Source organism: Buchnera aphidicola (Macrosiphum gaurae), from assembly GCF_005080965.1.
GTDB lineage: Bacteria > Pseudomonadota > Gammaproteobacteria > Enterobacterales > Enterobacteriaceae > Buchnera > Buchnera aphidicola_S.
The window spans coordinates 398,429-417,189 of sequence record NZ_CP034867.1; the positions used below are offsets into that span (position 1 = coordinate 398,429).

Genomic DNA, 18,761 nt, shown 5'->3' on the forward strand with positions numbered 1-18,761 from the left:
TTTATAAAAAACTTTAAATAAATATAATTATTCATTTAACTATTTAGTTAGCGTATATTATATATCTAAAAATATTAAATATGTTACTAAAATAGTTTTTAATTGCATACAACTAATAATAAAAGATAAAAATGAATAATTTATTTGCAAGTACAAATTTTGGAACTGAAAAATTATTAGAAAAAGAACTTTTATCTTTAGGTGCTAAAAACATAAAGATAATAAGTGGAGGAATTTATTATCAATCTGATGATTTATTATTATATAAAAGTTTAATGTGGAGTCGAATTGCTTCACGTATTTATTTATGTATAAGAAAATTTACTATAAAAAATAGCGATGATCTTTATCATAATGTATATAATATTAATTGGACTGAAATTTTTTATATAAAAAATACTTTCTTAGTTGATTTTAAAGGGACCAACGATACTATTCGTAATAGTTTATTCGGAGCACTAATAACTAAAGATGCAATTGTTGACCAATTCCAAAAAAAATACTCTTCTCGTCCGAGTGTAAATCTTATTAAACCTGATATTAGAGTCAAAGTATTATTAAATGATAATACATCAAATATTATGTTAGATCTAAGTGGAGAATCTTTAAATAAAAGAGGATATCGTGAATTTTGCAATTCTACTCCTATTAAAGAAAATTTAGGAACAGCAATTGTATTAAGTTCAAGTTGGAAAAAGAATACACCTATGATAGACCCTATGTGTGGCTCAGGAACACTTTTAATTGAAGCCGCTATGATCGCTTCTGATAGAGCTCCGGGATTAAAAAGATCAAAATGGGGATTTCAATCATGGAGAAAATACAACAAAAATATATGGAAAGAGGTTGTCAAAGAAGCAGAAGAAAGATTTAAAATTGGAATAACAAAATGTGTGAAAAATTATTTTATAGGATATGATTACAACTCTGAAATTATAAAAAAAGCTAAAATAAATGCATTAAATGCAGGCGTATTAAACATAATTCAATTTTCAACGAAAAATTTAAATGATTTAAAAAACATTTATAATAAAGAGCAAATAGGAATTATATTAAGTAATCCACCATATGGAGAAAGATTTCAAAATGAAAGTCAGTTAGTAGGTTTGTATATACAATTAGGTGTTATATCAAAAAAACATTTCAAAAATTGGAAATTATCAATATTTAGTTCATCAATATTTTTATTAAAATTTCTACAAATGCAATCATATGAAGAATATTGTTTTAGAAACGGATCATTACATTGTTTTCAAAGAAATTTTTCAATTTTTTCAAAAAACTCAAATATTAAAAAAAATGAATTTAAAAATAGATTAAATAAAAACTTTAAAAAATTAAAAAAATGGGCTAATCTAGAAAAATTAGAATGCTTTCGTATTTATGACGCAGATTTACCAGATTATAATATAATAATAGATATTTATCATCAATGGATAGTAATTCAAGAGTATAAAGCACCAAAATTAATTAATTATAACAAAGCATTTAAAAGACTATGCCATGCTATTTATTATACTAAAGAAACATTATCTATTTCTATAAATAATATTATATTAAAAACTAGACAAAAGAATAAAAATAAAACGCAGTACAACAAATTATTTAATAGTAATAATTTTATTACTGTTAAAGAATATCATGCAAAATTTTTAGTAAATTTGACAGATTATGTAGATACTGGTTTATTTTCAGACAAAAGACTCGTAAGAAAATTATTAGGACAAATGGCTAAGGGAAAAGATTTTCTTAATTTATTTTCATATACTGGAACTGCTACTGTGTATGCTGGATTAGGAAAAGCGAATAGCACAACTAGTGTAGATATCTCTAATACTTATATAAAATGGTCTATGCGTAATATGTCTCTTAATAATTTAACAGGTTCTCAACACTATTTTATTCAATCAGATTGTTTGACATGGATTAAAAAAACTAATCAAAAATTTGATTTAATATTTATAAACCCACCTACTTTCTCTAATTCTAAAAAAACACAACAAGATTTTGATTTAACGAGAGATTATTTAGATATAATAATCAACTTGAAAAGAATTTTACGTTATAATGGTGAAATTATCTTTTCAAGTTCTACGCGAAATTTTGAAATTAATTTTGATTATATTAAAAAAACAAAATTATATGTACAAAAAATTACGAAAAAAATACAATCAAAAGATTTCTTTAAAAAATCAAATATTTACCATTCGTGGTCGATAAAACATGCAAAATAAATTCAAGAATAAAAAATTTATGTCTTTAATTAACATTCAAAATGCTTGTCTATCATTTAGTAATTTAGAAATATTAAAAAATAGTACACTATATATCAACGAAAATGAAAGAGTATGCTTGATCGGTAAAAATGGTGCTGGAAAATCTACTTTATTAAAAATTATAAATAAAAAACAAGAATTAGATCATGGAGATATTATTTATAAAAAAAATATAAAAACAGCTTATTTACCCCAAGAAAATCCCAAAAATCTTAATATTTCTATATATGATTTCGTTAGTTCGGGATTAAGTAGATATAAAATAAGTAAAAAAAAAAATATAAAAGAAGTTGTGAAAATAGAAAAAATAATTGAAATTATCGAATTAAATAAAAACACTTTATTGTCTCATCTATCAGGAGGTCTATTAAGAAAAGCTGCATTAGGTCGTATTTTAGTCAAAGAACCTGATATACTATTGCTTGACGAGCCTACAAATCATTTAGATATTAACACCGTGAAATGGCTTGAAAAATTTTTAAAGAAATTTTCCGGTAGCATATTATTCGTATCACATGATAGAAATTTTATTCAAAACATATGTACACGTATTATAGATCTTGATCGAGGAAAACTAATTTCTTGGCCAGGTGATTATAAAAATTTTATCAAACTAAAAAATGAAAGTAATCGTATTGAGAAAATACAAAAAAAACTATTTGATAAAAATCTAGAAAAAGAAGAGAAATGGATTAGAAAAGGTATTAAAGCACGTTCCACTCGTAATGAAGGAAGAGTAAAAAGTTTAAAAATATTACGAAAAGAATATGAAAATTATACAAAAGTAGAAAAATTAAATGATATCAAAATTAACGAATCTAAAAATTATTTAGGGAAAATACTATTCAAATTAGAAAACATAGATTTTTTAATTAAAAATAAAGTTATTATAAAAAATTTTTCATCAACTATTCAACACGGTGATAAATTAGGATTAATTGGTAACAATGGGTGTGGAAAAAGTACATTAATTAAGATTATCATAGGGGAATACGAACCTTATAAAGGCAAAATTTATACAGGTACAGGATTAAAAATATCATATTTCGATCAAAACAGATCTATACTGGATCCAAATAAATCTATTTTGGAAAACATAGCTTACGGAAAAGAAAAAATCATATTAAATGGCAAAGAACAACATATAATCGGGTATTTAAAAAACTTTCTCTTTAAACCTAATCAATTACAATCTTTAGTAAAAACACTATCAGGTGGTGAGTGTAACAGATTACTTTTAGCTAGATTGTTTTTAAAACCAAGTAATATTTTAATTCTTGATGAGCCTACAAACGATTTAGATTTAGAAACTCTACAATTATTGGAAAAAATTATTATTGATTATCAAGGTACTGTTATAATTGTTAGTCATGATGAAACATTCATCAATAACACAGTAAAAAAGTGTTGGTATTTTGAAGGAAATGGATTAATCAATACCTATTTTGGAAATTATGCCGATTTAAAAAAAGAAAAAAATAAATTAAAAAATAAAAAAATAACAAAAAACAAACTAAAAACAAATCTAAATATCAAAATTAAAAATAATTTCAAAAAAGAAATTGATATAATATTATGTACAATAGAAAAAATTGAAATTAACATCAAAAAATTACAAAAAAAAGTAAATGAACCCGATTTTTTTAAAAAAAAATTAGAAGAAAAATTGCCAATTCTAAAAATGCTAGCTCAACAAGAAAAAAAATTAGAAAGAGAAATACTATTTTGGGAAAATTTAGAAAAAAAAATTATAAATACTAAAAAATAAAAACTAATTTTTAGAACATATAAAATATATTAAATAGATTAATAAAGGAGTTAATTTATAAAAAATGCCTCTTCAAAATTATCTACGTATAGATCATGTTATATTTTTTCCATACAGTTTAAAGAACAGCAATTTTTAAAATGAATAGAACATTTTGCACATTGAATAAACAGAAGATGACACGAATTGTACTTACAATTAACATAAGTATCAGAAAGTTGATTGCATTGTTTGCAAAATGATATTATTTCATCTGAAATTTTTTCACCCATTCGATTATCAAACACAAAATTCTTGCCTTTAAAAAGAATTGGTAATCCATTTTTTCGAGCATCATGCACATAACCAATAATACCTCCTTCTATATGATAAATATGTTTAAAACCATTAAAACGCATCCAGGCACTAGCTTTTTCACATCGGATACCACCTGTACAGTACATAACAATTTTTTTATTTTTAGCATACTTCATTAATGGTACTAATTTTTTTAATTGTTCTCTAAAAGTTGAGCTTTTAATTTCTATCGCGTTTTCAAAATGACCAATAGCATATTCATAAGAATTTCTCATATCAATAAATATTATTTTTTTATCACTTAACATTGAATTGACTTTTTTTGATTTAATATAAGTCCCAACATTTTTAGGGTCAAAAAAATCTTCTTTAATTCCATCTTGTACGATTTTCTCTCTCACTTTGACTGAAAGAAACCAGAAAGATTTTTCATTATTATTTAATGATTTATTAATACGTAAATTTTTTAACTCTGAATCAAAATTATATAAAAAGTTTTTTAGAAAAAAATAGTTTTTTTTTGGAACACTAATTTGTGCATTAATACCTTCAGTAGCTATATAAATTCTCCCTAAAACATTATATTTATTAAAATTTTTATAAAATTCATGATGATACTCTTGAGTGTTTTTAATGGGAAAATACTTATAAAAAGACAAGGTTAAACGTGGTTCTGTTTGAGAAAAAATACGTTTTTTTAGTTCTTTCTTTGAAATGAGATTATATAAAATCGACATGTTACATTTCCTATAATTACTATAAATAAAAAATAATACACATAAAAAAATACTATAAGCATTATTTTTTTTTAGATGAATCTGTCAAAATTTTTATTTGTTCGGATAATTTGATGTATATTTCATTTAATTTTAATAACTTGTTTTTTTCTTGAATTACTATATTTTTTGGAGCGTAATCTAAAAAATCTTTATTTAATATTTTATTTTTTATTTTTAATATATTAATTTGTATTTTTTTTTCTTCTTTTAATAATCGTTTTAATTCCGCCTCTTTATCTATTAATTTTAGCATAGGAATTAAAATTTCAGCTCCATCTATTATTTCTTTTATGCATAAATCTTTATCATATTTTTGAGACAGTATTGTAATACTATCTAAAAAAGATATTTTTTTTATCAGTAAAATATTTTCTTTAATAATCTTGTTTTGTTCAGAAGTAGTATTATATAAAAATAACGGTAACAATTTTTTAGAACTAATATTCATATTAATCCTAATATTCCTTAAGAAAGTAACTATTTTTTTAATCCAATTCATATTAATAAGTGTTTTTTTGTCAAATAATTCCGAGTTATATTTCGGAAAAGATTGTAACATGATTGTATCTTCTTGAATATTTTTAACTATTTTAACACGTTGCCAAATTATTTCTGTAATAAAAGGAATAATAGGATGAGCTAATCTTAGAAGCAATTCCAGAATATGTAAGAGCACATTTTTAGTAAAATGTATTTCTTCAGAAGAACTCGTTTTAATAATGATTTTTACAAATTCTAAATACCAATCACAAAACACACTCCAAATAAAGTCATACAAAATATTAGCTGCAATATCAAAACGATAAGTGTCTAATGACTCACGATATAATTTTACTGTGTCATTAAATTCTATTAAAATCCATTTATTTATTAACAACATTTTATCTTTTGTATTAAATTTTGAAAAATTATGATGTTCTGTATTAATTAAAACAAAACGACTAGCATTCCAAAGTTTATTGCAAAAATTACGATACCCTTTTAATCTATTCATATCCCATTGTATATCGCGCGTACTAGATGCTAATGCAGAAAAAGTAAACCGCAATGCATCTGTACCAGTAGCTTTGATGCCTTCGGGAAATTGTTTAATAGTTCGTTGAATAATTTTATTTGATAAATTTGGTTGTAATAAATTATTGGTTCTTTTTTTGATTAATTCGTTTAAAGAAATTCCATCTATCATATCTAAGGGGTCAATTACATTGCCTTTTGATTTAGACATTTTTTTTCCGTATTCATCTCGAATTAATCCGGTTATATAAACATTTTTAAATGGTATTTCAGGATTATTATGTGTATCTTTAACAAAATACATTGTTAACATAATCATTCTAGCAATCCAAAAAAAAATGATATCAAAACCGCTTACTAAAACATCAGTAGGATGAAAAAGTTTTAAAAATTTAGTTTTTTTAGGCCATCCTAATGAAGAAAAAGTCCATAATCCAGAAGAAAACCAAGTATCTAATACATCATTTTCTTGTTCCAATAATGTATTATCTGATATTGAGTATTCCTGACGTATTTCTTTTTCATTTTGACCAATATATATATTTTTTTTGTTATCATACCATACTGGGATACGGTGACCCCACCATAATTGACGAGAAATACACCAATCTTCAATATTATTCATCCAAGATGTATACATACTTTCATACTGTTCTGGTATAAATTTAATTTTTTTATTTTTTACAGCATGTAAAGCTACTTTAGCTAATTCTGACGTTTTCAAATACCATTGATTTGTAAGCATTGGTTGAATAATAACACCACTTCTATCACTATAAGGAATAGTGATATTACATTCTTCTATTTTTTCTAATAACCCTAATTTTTTAACTTCTTCAATAATTTTAATTCGCGCAGAAAAAATATCTAATTTTTGAAATTGATATGGCATGAATGTACTATATTCATTAGATTTCTTACCTTTATAATTATAAATTTCAAAAATAGAATTAATTCGTCCATCAAAAGTAAAAATATTAATCATTGGTAATTTGTGATAAAATCCTACTTTATAATCGTTGAAATCATGTGCAGGAGTAATTTTTACACACCCAGTTCCCTTTTCTGTATCAGCATATTTATCTCCAATAATAGGAATTCTCCTATTTATTAAAGGGCATATAACAGTCCGTCCAATATATTGGTTATATCTATTATCCTTAGGATTTATAGCAATAGCTGTATCTCCTAATAAAGTTTCAGGACGAGTTGTAGCGACTACTAAATATTTTAATTTATTTTTCGAACAACTATTATTTTCAAGGATAGGATAACGAATAAACCATTTTTTTCCTTTTGTTAAACGATGTTCAACTTCTAAATCTGAGATTACAGTTTCTAATTTTGAATCCCAATGTACTAATTTTTTTTTCTGATAAATTAAATTGTTCTTATAAAATATAATAAAAGCTTCTCTAACAGCAATAGAGATATCAGGATCTAATGTGAATTTTTCACGATCCCAATCGACAGATACTCCTAAACGTCGCATTTGTTTTGTAATAATATTGCTAGATTTTTTTTTCCATGTCCAAATTTTTTTGACAAAATCATCTCTACTATAATCTTTTTTAGTTTTTTTTTCTTCTAAAAGAATTTGACGTTCAACTAAAATTTGTGTTGCTATTCCTGCATGATCTGTTCCGACTTGCCAAAATGTATTCTTACCTTGCATTCTATGATAGCGAATTAATATATCCATAATTGTTTGTTGAAATGCATGACCCATATGCAGGCTTCCCGTAATATTAGGCGGAGGCATCATCATGCAAAAAGTTGATTTTCCTGAATTATTGGGTTTAAAATAACCGTTTTCTTCCCAAAAACTATATAAAGATTGTTCAATATTTTGAGGGTTATAATTTTTTTCCATTTTATTTAACTATTTTTTAAAAAAAGGCGATATTGCCATGTTGCAAAGATAGTATTTTGATTAAAAAAAAATTTATTCAATAAAATTAAGAATAAATATAATTTGACTGATTTAATAAAAACTGACATAACAATTCAACAGGACGTCCTGTCGATCCTCCATTTTTTCCAGATTTCCATGCAGTTCCAGCAATATCTAAATGTGCCCAATTATATTTTTCTGTAAATTTAGAAAGAAAACAAGCTGCAGTTATAGCACCTGCTTGGCCCTGTCCTACATTAGAAAAATCTGCGATATTAGAAATTATTTTTTTTTGATATTCTTCAAATAATGGTAAAGACCATATTTTATCATCTGTTTCTTCTGAAGCATGAAGCAATTGGTTTGCAAGTTCTTGATTGTTACTAAAAAGGCCACTTACTGATTCTCCTAACGCTGTAACACATGCCCCAGTTAATGTGGCAATGTCAATTACTACATTTGGAGAAAAACGTTCTAAATATGTTAACGAATCACATAAAACTAAACGTCCTTCAGCATCAGTATTTAATATTTCCACCGTTTTACCGGACATAGTAGTTAAAACGTCTCCAGGTCTAAAAGCATAACCTCCTGGCATATTTTCACAACCAGACAAAATTCCTATTATTTTTAAAGGTAAATTTAATTCAGCTGCCATAATTAAAATGCCATATACTGCTGCAGCACCACACATGTCATATTTCATTTCATGCATATTAAATGAAGGTTTAATAGATATACCACCAGAATCAAATGTCAAGCCTTTTCCTACAAAAGCAATTGTTTTATTATTAATGATATTATTTCCAGAATATTTTATTACAGACATAAATGGCTTATTTTTTGCACCATCTCCAACTGCTACATAAGCATTCATTCCTAATTCTTTCATTTTTTTTATATCAATTACTTCAACAACAATATTATTTTTATATTTTTCAGCAAGTTCTTTGGCCTTAGAAGATAAATATAGAGGATTACAAATATTAGGTGGTAAATTACTTAAATTTTTTGCTGATGTAATAGCATAATCAATTGCTAAAGCATGTTTTAAAGCTATTTTTGCTATAAATAAATCATGTTTTTTTGAAATATCTAATATAATATAATCTATATTAATATTATCTACATTGGTATTATTTATTTTCATAACTTTATATAAAAATTCTTTTATTGAAAGTACAGCTACTCTAGTCATCCAATATATATTATTAATATTTAGTTCAGAAAAAGAATAAATAATATTTTTTATGGAAAGTTTTTTTAAAATATTTATAGTATTTTTAAATATTTTTTTAAAACGTACTTTATTTATTTCATCTTTTTTTCCACAACCTACTAGCAATATTCTTTTTGAAAAGATTTTAGGAACTTTATATAAAATCAATGTGTCTCCTATTTTTCCTTGAATATCACCTAATTTTATTAGTGAGGTTATATAACCATTACTACATTTATCTAAATAACAAGCAGAATGAGATAGTTCACATAAATCAAAAACAGGAACTACTATACAGTCAGTTTTTTCTTTATCTAATTTGCAATTTTTTATAAAAAAATTCATAATGTTTGCTCTGTTTTAAATAAAATTGATTAATTTATATAATAAAAAATATTTAATATAAAAAAAATATTTTCATATTGCTATCTTTTTATTAAATGCACAATATTTATTTATGCATATTGCTGTATATATACTAAATTTTCATTACTTTTATTAACAATAATGATAATTTTAAGTTTAGTTCAAAATATTATATACTATAAAAATGCTTTTTCTTCAATTTTCAAATTATGAAAAATATGTTTTTATTTGATGCTGAGACTTTAATATGAATAATCTTTATCAACGCGATTTTTTGAGACTATTAGATTTTACTTCTTTAGAACTGCAAAATATAATCACATTAGCGCAAAAACTTAAAACATACAAAAAAAATAATCAAGAAATTCAATTTCTTAATAAAAAAAATATTGCTTTAATTTTTGAAAAAGAATCAACTCGTACAAGGTGCTCTTTTGAAGTAGCCGCATTTGATCAAGGAGCTAATGTTACGTATCTCGGTCCTGGTAGCACACACCTTGGTACAAAAGAATCAATCGAAGATACAGCAAAAATACTCGGACGTTTGTATGACGGAATTCAATATCGAGGTCATAATCATAAAACAATAGAAATTTTAGCTAAATATTCAAAAGCGCCAGTGTGGAATGGTTTAACTGAAAAATTTCATCCCACACAATTGCTTGCTGATTTACTTACTATAAAAGAAATTTTTCCAGAAAAAAAATTCGATAAAATAAAATGTGCATATGTTGGAGATGCACATAATAACATGGGAAACACTTTATTAGAAGCTGCATCATTGTTTGGATTAGACTTACGTTTAGTTGCTCCCAAAGAATGTTGGCCTGACAAAAATCTATTTAAACTTTGTCAAGAACAAACAAAAAAGAAAAAAGGAAACATAATATGTACTGAAAATATTGTCGAAGGAGTTAATAATGTAGATTTTATCTACACTGATGTTTGGGTTTCTATGGGAGAATCACAAAAAGTATGGGAAAAAAGAATTAAATTATTAAGTTCTTATCAAGTAAATCGTTCAATGTTGAATATGACGAATAATCCAAAAGTAAAGATTTTACATTGCCTTCCAGCTTTACACGATCAAAAAACTTGTATTGGTGAATCTATATTAAAAAAATATGGTTTTGAAAATGGCATGGAAATAACAGATGAAGTCTTTCAAAAAAACGAAAAAGTTATTTTTGAACAAGCGGAAAATAGATTGCATACTATAAAAGCTATACTTGTATCTAGTTTATTAAAAACGATTAATTTTTAAATAAATATAATAAATTATTTTAAATAATTATGAAAAACTCAATATTTTTTAGTTTCTTTATACTGTTGAGAAGCATTTAATATTATCTTTTCTTCAATAATCAAGGAAAATAAAATTTGAGAAATTCTCTATATAAAAAAAATATCATCTCAATTAATGATCTTCAACGTAACGAATTAGAATTAGTTTTAAATAAATCTGCAATGCTTAAGAAAAAACCGCAACCTCATTTGTTGAGAAACAAAATTATTGCTAGCTGCTTCTTTGAAGCTTCAACTCGTACTCGTTTATCATTTGAAACTGCGATTTATCGTTTAGGAGCTTCAATAGTAGGATTTTCTGACGGCAATAACATTTCTTTGAAAAAAAAAGGGGAAACATTAGCAGATACTATTTCAGTTATTAGTTCTTATGTAGATGCAATTATTATTCGACATCCTCAAGAAGGATCTGCACGTTTAGCTGTAGAATTTTCGAATAAAATACCAATATTTAATGCAGGAGATGGAGCAAATCAACATCCTACACAAACACTTTTAGATTTATTTACTATACAAGAAACTCAAGATAGACTTACTCATTTAAATATAGCTATAGTCGGAGATCTTAAATATGGAAGAACAGTACATTCATTGACACAAGCATTAGCTAAATTTAATAACAATAAATTTTATTTCATTTCACCTGATGCTTTAAAAATGCCAAATTATATTAACAATATGCTCGATAAAAAAGAAATTTATTGGAAAAGACATAAAAATGTTGAAGAAATAATTTCTGAAATTGATATTCTTTATATGACTCGAATTCAAAAAGAAAGATTAGATTCTACTGAATATGCAAATGCAAAATCAAAATTTGTACTACATGCTAAAATTTTAAAAAATGCACGTAGTAATATGAAGATATTGCATCCTCTTCCTCGTATAGATGAAATAGACCGTGATGTTGACTACACACCTTATGCTTGGTATTTTAAACAAGCAGCAAATGGAATTTATGCACGTCAAGCACTTTTATCTCTAGTACTAATAGAAAAACACTTATAAAAAATGGAAATAAACAAACTTCAAGTAGAAGCTATAAAATCTGGTAGTGTTATTGATCATATTCCCGCACATATTGGTTTCAAATTACTATCTTTGTTTAGATTTACTGAAACAGAAAAACGCATTACTATAGGTTTCAATTTACCTTCTAAAAAATTAGGAAAAAAAGATATTATAAAAATCGAAAATACTTTTCTCAGTGACGATCAAATTAATCAATTAGCAATTTATTCTCCACACGCTACTGTAAATTATATTCATGCATATAATCTAGTAAGAAAAGTGTTTCCAACTTTACCTGATAAAATTGATAGAATTTTAATTTGTCCAAATAGTAATTGTGTTAGTAATCATAATCTTGTATCTTCCAGTTTTATTTTTAAAAAAGATCAATTTTTCAACATGAACTTAAAATGCAAATATTGCGAAAAAGAATTTTCCAAAAACATAGTTTTATCATGTCAATGATATTTTCAAACGTATAAGTAATTAAACATATAAGCGACATTTTATGAATCATATAATTAATGCCACAAATGCTCCTCAACCTATTGGACCCTATTCCCAAGCTGTTCAATTTGACAATTATATTCTATTATCAGGACAAATACCTATTGATGTCATATCTAATCATATACCAGAGAATATCGCAGAACAAACATATCTTGTATTAAAAAATATAAAATCAATTTTATTTCATATAGGATTTCAAGTAGAAAACATTATAAAAACTACAGTTTTTACTACTAATTTAAAAAAAATTGATATTATTAATGAAGTGTATAAAAAATTTTTTATCGATCATAATTCAAAATTTCCTGCTCGATCTTGTATTGAAGTTCAAGCACTGCCTAAAAATGTAAAAATAGAAATTGAGGCTATCGCATATAAGAAATAATCTTATAGGTATTATCAACTGAACAAATTATTTGATTTGAGATAAAATATATTTAATATGCCGCAACGCGGCATAAAAACGAAAAAATTAAACATTTCTACGACGGAAAGAAGATGATTTAAGTTCATTTTTTTTAGATGTATGAGATTTATTCAAACTATTTTCAGAAACACGACGATTGCTATTTTTATCTCTATTAAATACAGAACGATTGAACATCTGAGTTTCATAGCTTCTTGAATCTCGCAAAACTTTCATATTAATTGGCTTATTCAAAATTCTAGTACGAGTGAAGCTTGGTAATAAATCTTTAGAAATTCCTTTAGGCAATTCAATTGTTGAATAAGAAGAAAAAAGTTTTATATTACCAATATTGCGACTATTAATATTGCCTTCATTAGCAATTGCACCAACAATATGACGTACTTCAACCCCATCATTACGACCTACTTCAATACGATATAATTCTATTTCTTTACTATCACGACGTTCACGACGTGCTCGACTATTTCTATTATCTTCACGTCGACGGTCATCTTTAAAAAACACATCTCGAGGTTGACGCTTTATTAAATCTGGTTTAATAATTAGAGGACGTTCGCCTTGAGCCATTTTTAATAAAGCAGCTGCCAAAGTTTTTATATCTAAATCATCTGTAGAATATAATTTATCTAATAAAGCACTGTATTCATCTAAATCACGACTTTCTAATTGTTGTTGTACTTTTTTAGCAAATTGTTCAAGACGTCTTTGACATAATAATTCTATCTTAGGTAATTGAACTTCTGGTATAGACTGTTTTATAGTACGTTCTATGTTACGCAATAAACGACGTTCACGGTTTTCGACAAATAATAATGCTCGACCTGCTCGACCTGCTCGACCTGTACGACCTATACGATGAACATAAGATTCTGAGTCCATAGGAATGTCATAATTAATAACAAAACTAATACGATCAACATCTAAACCTCGTGCTGCAACGTCTGTAGCAATTAAAATGTCTAATCTACCATTTTTTAATCTTTCTAAAGTTTGTTCTCGCAATGCTTGATTCATATCTCCATTTAATGCTGCGCTATTATATCCGTTTCGTTCTAATGCTTCAGAAACCTCTAAAGTTGCATTTTTTGTTCTAACAAAAATAATTGTAGCAGAAAAATCTTCTGCTTCTAAAAAACGAATTAATGCATCAGTTTTTCGACCATATACCATCCAATAACTTTGTTTAATATCTGGTCGTGTAGTAACATTAGATTGTATTTTTATTTCTTGAGGATTCTTCATAAATCGTTTTGAAATACGTCGAATTGCTTCGGGCATTGTTGCTGAAAATAATGCAGTTTGGTGTTCCTTTGGAATTTGGGCCATAATTGTTTCTACATCTTCTATAAATCCCATACGTAACATTTCATCAGCTTCATCTAAAACTAATCCATGTAAATTTGAAAGATTAAGTGTTCCTCTTTTTAAATGATCTAACAATCGACCTGGTGTTCCTACAACGATTTGAGGTCCTTGTCGTAATGCACGTAATTGAAGTTCATACCTTTGACCACCATATAAAGGTAAAACCTGTATTCCAATCATATGTTTAGAAAAATCTGAAAATGCTTCTGCTACTTGAACTGCTAATTCTCTTGTAGGAGCTAACACTAATATTTGAGGCGCTTTTAAATTAATATTAAGATTATGTAATAGTGGTAGTGAAAAAGCAGCTGTTTTACCACTTCCAGTTTGCGCCATTCCTAATACATCTCGTCCTTCTAAAAGCAAAGGGATACAAGCTGCTTGAATAGGAGAAGGTTTAACATATCCCATTTCAGTTAAAGATTGAATTATAAAAGGATTTAAACCAAGAAAAGAAAATGTGCTTTCAATATGAGTCATGCAGTAGATATGCCTTTTAAGTTACAGCAGCCAGTCTACGTAGCTCATTATGAAAATATTTATTTATTCTCATTGAAAAATGTGAACCGGCTCAAATTAAATGATCTAAAAAATAAAAAATTGAAATTTTTAAGAATCAATCATAATATTTATTAGTTATTGCTAATGTTTTTTTATATATTAAAATGTTCATAAAAAACAACATTAGCAACTTATTGAAGTTTATTTTTTTAAAAATTATATGTCTATATTATATAATGATTATAGTAAAATAAAATGAATTAATTTTTATATTGTTTCTATTTATATGGTACTATTTGAAAAGATATAAATCTATATTTTATTAAAAAATATAAATAATTTCAAACTGAAATAATTATATCAGATAATAGTATTATTTATTGATTTATTAGAAACAACAGAATCATCTATTTCTTTAATGCTCAATCTTAAACGACCTTGACGATCTATTTCTAAGACTTTTACAGATATCATTTGATCAATTTTTAAATGATTAGATACTTTATCTACTCTTTTATTAGAAATTTGTGAAATATGTACTAAACCTTCTTTGCCTAAACCAATAGAGACAAAAGCACCAAAATCAACAATACGAGTGACTTTTCCAGAATAAATACGACCTACTTCAATTTCTGCTGTAATTTCTTCAATTCTGCGGATAGCATTCTTTGCTTTTTCTCTAACAGAAGATGATATTTTTACTGTTCCATCATCTTCAATTTCAATGATAGTTCCTGTTTCCTCAGTCAGCATACGAATGACGGAACCTCCTTTTCCTATAACATCTTTAATTTTCTCAGGATTTATTTTGATAGTATGAATACGCGGTGCGAATTCAGAAATTTCACTTCTAGATTGATTTAATGCTTGATTCATTACATTTAAAATATGTAATCTAGCTAATCTGGCTTCATTTAAAGCTGAATGTATAATTTCATTAGTAATTCCTTCTATCTTCATATCCATTTGTAAAGCTGTAATTCCTTCTTCTGTACCAGAAACTTTAAAATCCATATCACCTAAGTGATCTTCGTCACCTAAAATATCTGAAAGTAACACATATTTATCTCCTTCTTTAACTAAACCCATCGCTATTCCAGCTACAGCAGATTTTATAGGAACTCCTGCATCCATTAAGGCTAAAGAAGCACCACAAACAGAAGCCATAGAAGAAGAACCATTAGATTCAGTAATCTCAGATACCACTCGAATAGTATAGGGAAAATTATCTAAGTTGGGCATGACTGCTAGAAGACTTCTTTTTGCAAGTCGACCATGACCGATTTCTCGTCTTTTAGGCGAGCCCACCATTCCTATTTCTCCAACAGAATAAGGGGGGAAATTATAATGAAATAAAAAATTATCTATTCTATCTCCTAATAACTCATCTAAATTTTGTGCATCTCGAGATGTTCCTAAAGTCACAGAAACTAAAGATTGAGTTTCTCCTCTAGTAAATAGAGCAGAACCATGTGTTCGAGGTAAAATACCAGTACGAACATCTAAAGCACGAATCATGTCTTTTTCACGCCCATCAATACGTGTTTGATTACTTAATATACGTTTTCGAACAATTTCTCTTTCAATTTTTTGAAAAATATCTTCTATTTCTAATATATCTATATGTGAATTCTCTTCTGAAAATAATTTAATTATATTGTCTTTAAGATTATTTAATTTTTCAACTCTTTTTTGCTTATCAAAAATAAGATAAGCATTGCTTATATCTTTTTCAAATAAATTAATTATTTTCGATTCTAATGTTTTATTTGTTTCTGGATAAGACATAACCCAAGGTAACTTGCTAGCTTCATTTGATAAAGAACGAATGTTGTTAATTACTACTTGTTGTTGTTGATGACCAAATACAATGGCTCCAAGAATTTTTTCTTCACTAAGTATTTTAGACTCAGCTTCTACCATAATGATAGCGTTTTGTGTCCCTGAAACTACTAAATCTAAAGAACTATTTTTCATATCATCGCTAATAGGATTTAAAATGTATTGATTGTTGATGTAACCTACTCTAGCAGCACCTACTGGACCATAGAATGGAATTCCTGATAAACTAAGAGCTGCAGATGCACCTATAATTGAAATTATATCAGGATTAATCTGAGGATTGACTGATACTACTGTAGCAATTATTTGAATTTCATTAAAAAAATTTTTGGGGAATAATGGACGAATAGGTCGATCTATTAATCGAGCTGTTAATATTTCATTTTCACTTGGTCGTCCTTCTCTTCTAAAAAAACCGCCAGGTATACGACCTGCTGCATATGTGCGTTCTTGATAATTAACAGTAAGTGGAAAAAATTTTTGTCCTATATGCATTTTTTTTTGTCCTACAACAGTTACAAAAACTGCTGTATCATCCATACTAGCCATAACAGCAGCTGTAGCCTGTCGAGCAATCACCCCGGTCTCTAAAGTGATTGTATGTTGCCCATATTGAAATTTGCGTACAATTGGATTTAGCAAAATAATATCCTTAACATGAAACTAATTTTTCAATAAAATAAACTACATTCTTAAAATTTTTTTGAACGATAAAAAATTAGCATTTAACCAAAAAATTTAAATAAAATTGTAAAAAAAGGGCTAACAAAGCCCTTTGTAAAAAATCTATTTTTTCATTAATATAAAATTTTTAATTTTATCATTTTATAGAAATTATTTATCGTCTTAAATGTAGATCTTCAATTAAAGCAGTATAGCGAGATATATTTTTTCTCTTTAAATAATCTAATAACTTACGACGTTTTGATACCATATTTAAAAGACCTCTACGACTACAATGATCTTTTTTATGTTCAGAAAAATGTGTTTGAAGATGATTAATTTGATTTGTTAACAAGGCAACTTGTACTTCTGTCATTCCACTATTATGCTCAGATTTTCCATATTTTAAAATAATTTTTTTTGTGTCTAGTGTAGATAAAGACATATAATAAGACTCCATATATTTAAAACTATATTAAATCATTTTCAACTTGATTAAGTAATTTTAAAATAATATCATGCTAATCTTAAATTTAATAGTGAATAACTTAATTAGTAAATTCAGAAATTAATCGGTATGGAATTAATAATTTCCCCATATTAATTTTTCCTAAACCAATAAATTTTTTATTTTCTTCTTCTATTACACGAACTAAACTATTTTTTATAGTAGAACAAAAATGTACTATTTGTCCTAATCTAAAATTATATGATTGTTTAGAAGAAAGATGTACTTTAGGTAAAAAAGATACAGGACTATCTACTGGCATTAATAAATCATCTATATTCTTAAAAGGATTGAAATTATTTATATTTTTTTTATTGAGTAATTCATATAAATGAGAAATTGTTACTAATTGAGTATAAGGATAGGAAGCTACTTGTAAACGCCGTAAAAAAATAACATGAGCACCGCACCCTAATTTTTCTCCTAAATCATCAATTAATGTACGAATATATGTTCCTTTTGAACAGAATATTTTAAATTCAATTAAATTATTTTCCTGATATATAGAATATATATCATAAACTGTCACTTTTCTGCTATTACGTTCAATATTTACACCTTGACGTGCATATTTATATAACGGTATACCATTATATTTAATAGCTGAATACATTGAAGGAATTTGTTCAATTGGGCCAATTAATTCTTTAATTGATAAATCAAGTTTGTAAGAAGTAAATAAAATAGGACGTTTTTTTATGACAATTCCATCGGAATCAGATGTAGATGTTTTTTCACCTAATTTAGCAATGACATGATATCGTTTATTAGATCCTGTTAAATAATGTGCAAATTTTGTACATTCTCCAAAACAAATTGGCAACATGCCTGTAGCTAAGGGATCTAGAGTACCAATATAACCTGCTTTTTTTGCATTAAAAATAATTTTAACTTTCTGTAAAGCGTTATTAGAAGAAATACCTTGAGGTTTATCTAGTAAAAATAATCCATGCACACTGCGTTTTTTATAAAAAAACATCTATTTTCCTTATATTTTATTGATACAAAATATA

Annotated in this window: 13 protein-coding genes; 6 read left to right on the top strand and 7 right to left on the bottom strand. The window is 26.2% G+C overall.

Annotated elements, in window-relative coordinates:
* Positions 1–131: 131 nt before the first annotated feature.
* Together rlmKL and D9V72_RS01850 are read left to right on the top strand one after the other, a co-directional pair.
* Complete coding sequence (gene rlmKL, locus D9V72_RS01845; protein ID WP_158354986.1) at positions 132–2,234, top strand: bifunctional 23S rRNA (guanine(2069)-N(7))-methyltransferase RlmK/23S rRNA (guanine(2445)-N(2))-methyltransferase RlmL; 2,103 nt, start codon at positions 132–134, stop codon at positions 2,232–2,234.
* 19 nt (positions 2,235–2,253) lie between these two features.
* Positions 2,254–4,044 (top strand): ATP-binding cassette domain-containing protein, encoded by a 1,791-nt coding sequence (locus D9V72_RS01850; protein ID WP_158354988.1) that lies wholly within the window; start codon positions 2,254–2,256, stop codon positions 4,042–4,044.
* Between the two features lie 98 nt (positions 4,045–4,142).
* On the opposite strand, the gene D9V72_RS01855 is transcribed toward D9V72_RS01850, so the two are convergent.
* From D9V72_RS01855 to D9V72_RS01865, 3 genes are all read right to left on the bottom strand, one after another.
* Entirely contained in the window at positions 4,143–5,078 is a 936-nt protein-coding gene (locus tag D9V72_RS01855) for a rhodanese-related sulfurtransferase (RefSeq protein ID WP_158354990.1), read from the bottom strand.
* 61 nt (positions 5,079–5,139) lie between these two features.
* Complete coding sequence (locus tag D9V72_RS01860) at positions 5,140–8,007, bottom strand: valine--tRNA ligase (protein ID WP_158354992.1); 2,868 nt, start codon at positions 8,005–8,007, stop codon at positions 5,140–5,142.
* Between the two features lie 85 nt (positions 8,008–8,092).
* Positions 8,093–9,592, bottom strand: a complete 1,500-nt coding sequence (locus D9V72_RS01865) for a leucyl aminopeptidase (RefSeq protein ID WP_158354995.1) — start codon at positions 9,590–9,592, stop codon at positions 8,093–8,095.
* A gap of 268 nt (positions 9,593–9,860) precedes the next feature.
* Here D9V72_RS01865 and argF point away from each other — a divergent pair, with 268 nt between their 5' ends.
* The 4 genes from argF (at position 9,861) to D9V72_RS01885 (ending at position 12,824) form a co-directional block, all read left to right on the top strand.
* Entirely contained in the window at positions 9,861–10,877 is a 1,017-nt protein-coding gene (gene argF / locus D9V72_RS01870; protein ID WP_158354997.1) for an ornithine carbamoyltransferase, read from the top strand.
* 116 nt (positions 10,878–10,993) lie between these two features.
* Positions 10,994–11,926: an aspartate carbamoyltransferase gene (gene pyrB / locus D9V72_RS01875; RefSeq protein ID WP_158354999.1), complete on the top strand. Its 933-nt coding sequence runs from the start codon at positions 10,994–10,996 to the stop codon at positions 11,924–11,926.
* Positions 11,927–11,929: 3 nt separating this feature from the next.
* Positions 11,930–12,394: an aspartate carbamoyltransferase regulatory subunit gene (gene pyrI, locus D9V72_RS01880; protein WP_158355001.1), complete on the top strand. Its 465-nt coding sequence runs from the start codon at positions 11,930–11,932 to the stop codon at positions 12,392–12,394.
* Positions 12,395–12,437: 43 nt separating this feature from the next.
* Positions 12,438–12,824, top strand: coding sequence for a RidA family protein (locus tag D9V72_RS01885; RefSeq protein ID WP_158355003.1), 387 nt, complete (start codon positions 12,438–12,440; stop codon positions 12,822–12,824).
* Between the two features lie 87 nt (positions 12,825–12,911).
* On the opposite strand, the gene D9V72_RS01890 is transcribed toward D9V72_RS01885, so the two are convergent.
* From D9V72_RS01890 to truB, 4 genes are all read right to left on the bottom strand, one after another.
* Positions 12,912–14,714: a DEAD/DEAH family ATP-dependent RNA helicase gene (locus D9V72_RS01890; protein ID WP_158355005.1), complete on the bottom strand. Its 1,803-nt coding sequence runs from the start codon at positions 14,712–14,714 to the stop codon at positions 12,912–12,914.
* Positions 14,715–15,095: 381 nt separating this feature from the next.
* Positions 15,096–17,219: a polyribonucleotide nucleotidyltransferase gene (gene pnp, locus D9V72_RS01895; protein WP_158355007.1), complete on the bottom strand. Its 2,124-nt coding sequence runs from the start codon at positions 17,217–17,219 to the stop codon at positions 15,096–15,098.
* Positions 17,220–17,415: 196 nt separating this feature from the next.
* Positions 17,416–17,685, bottom strand: a complete 270-nt coding sequence (rpsO, locus tag D9V72_RS01900; protein ID WP_158355009.1) for a 30S ribosomal protein S15 — start codon at positions 17,683–17,685, stop codon at positions 17,416–17,418.
* Positions 17,686–17,788: 103 nt separating this feature from the next.
* Positions 17,789–18,727, bottom strand: a complete 939-nt coding sequence (truB, locus tag D9V72_RS01905) for a tRNA pseudouridine(55) synthase TruB (RefSeq protein WP_158355011.1) — start codon at positions 18,725–18,727, stop codon at positions 17,789–17,791.
* Positions 18,728–18,761 lie beyond the last annotated feature (34 nt).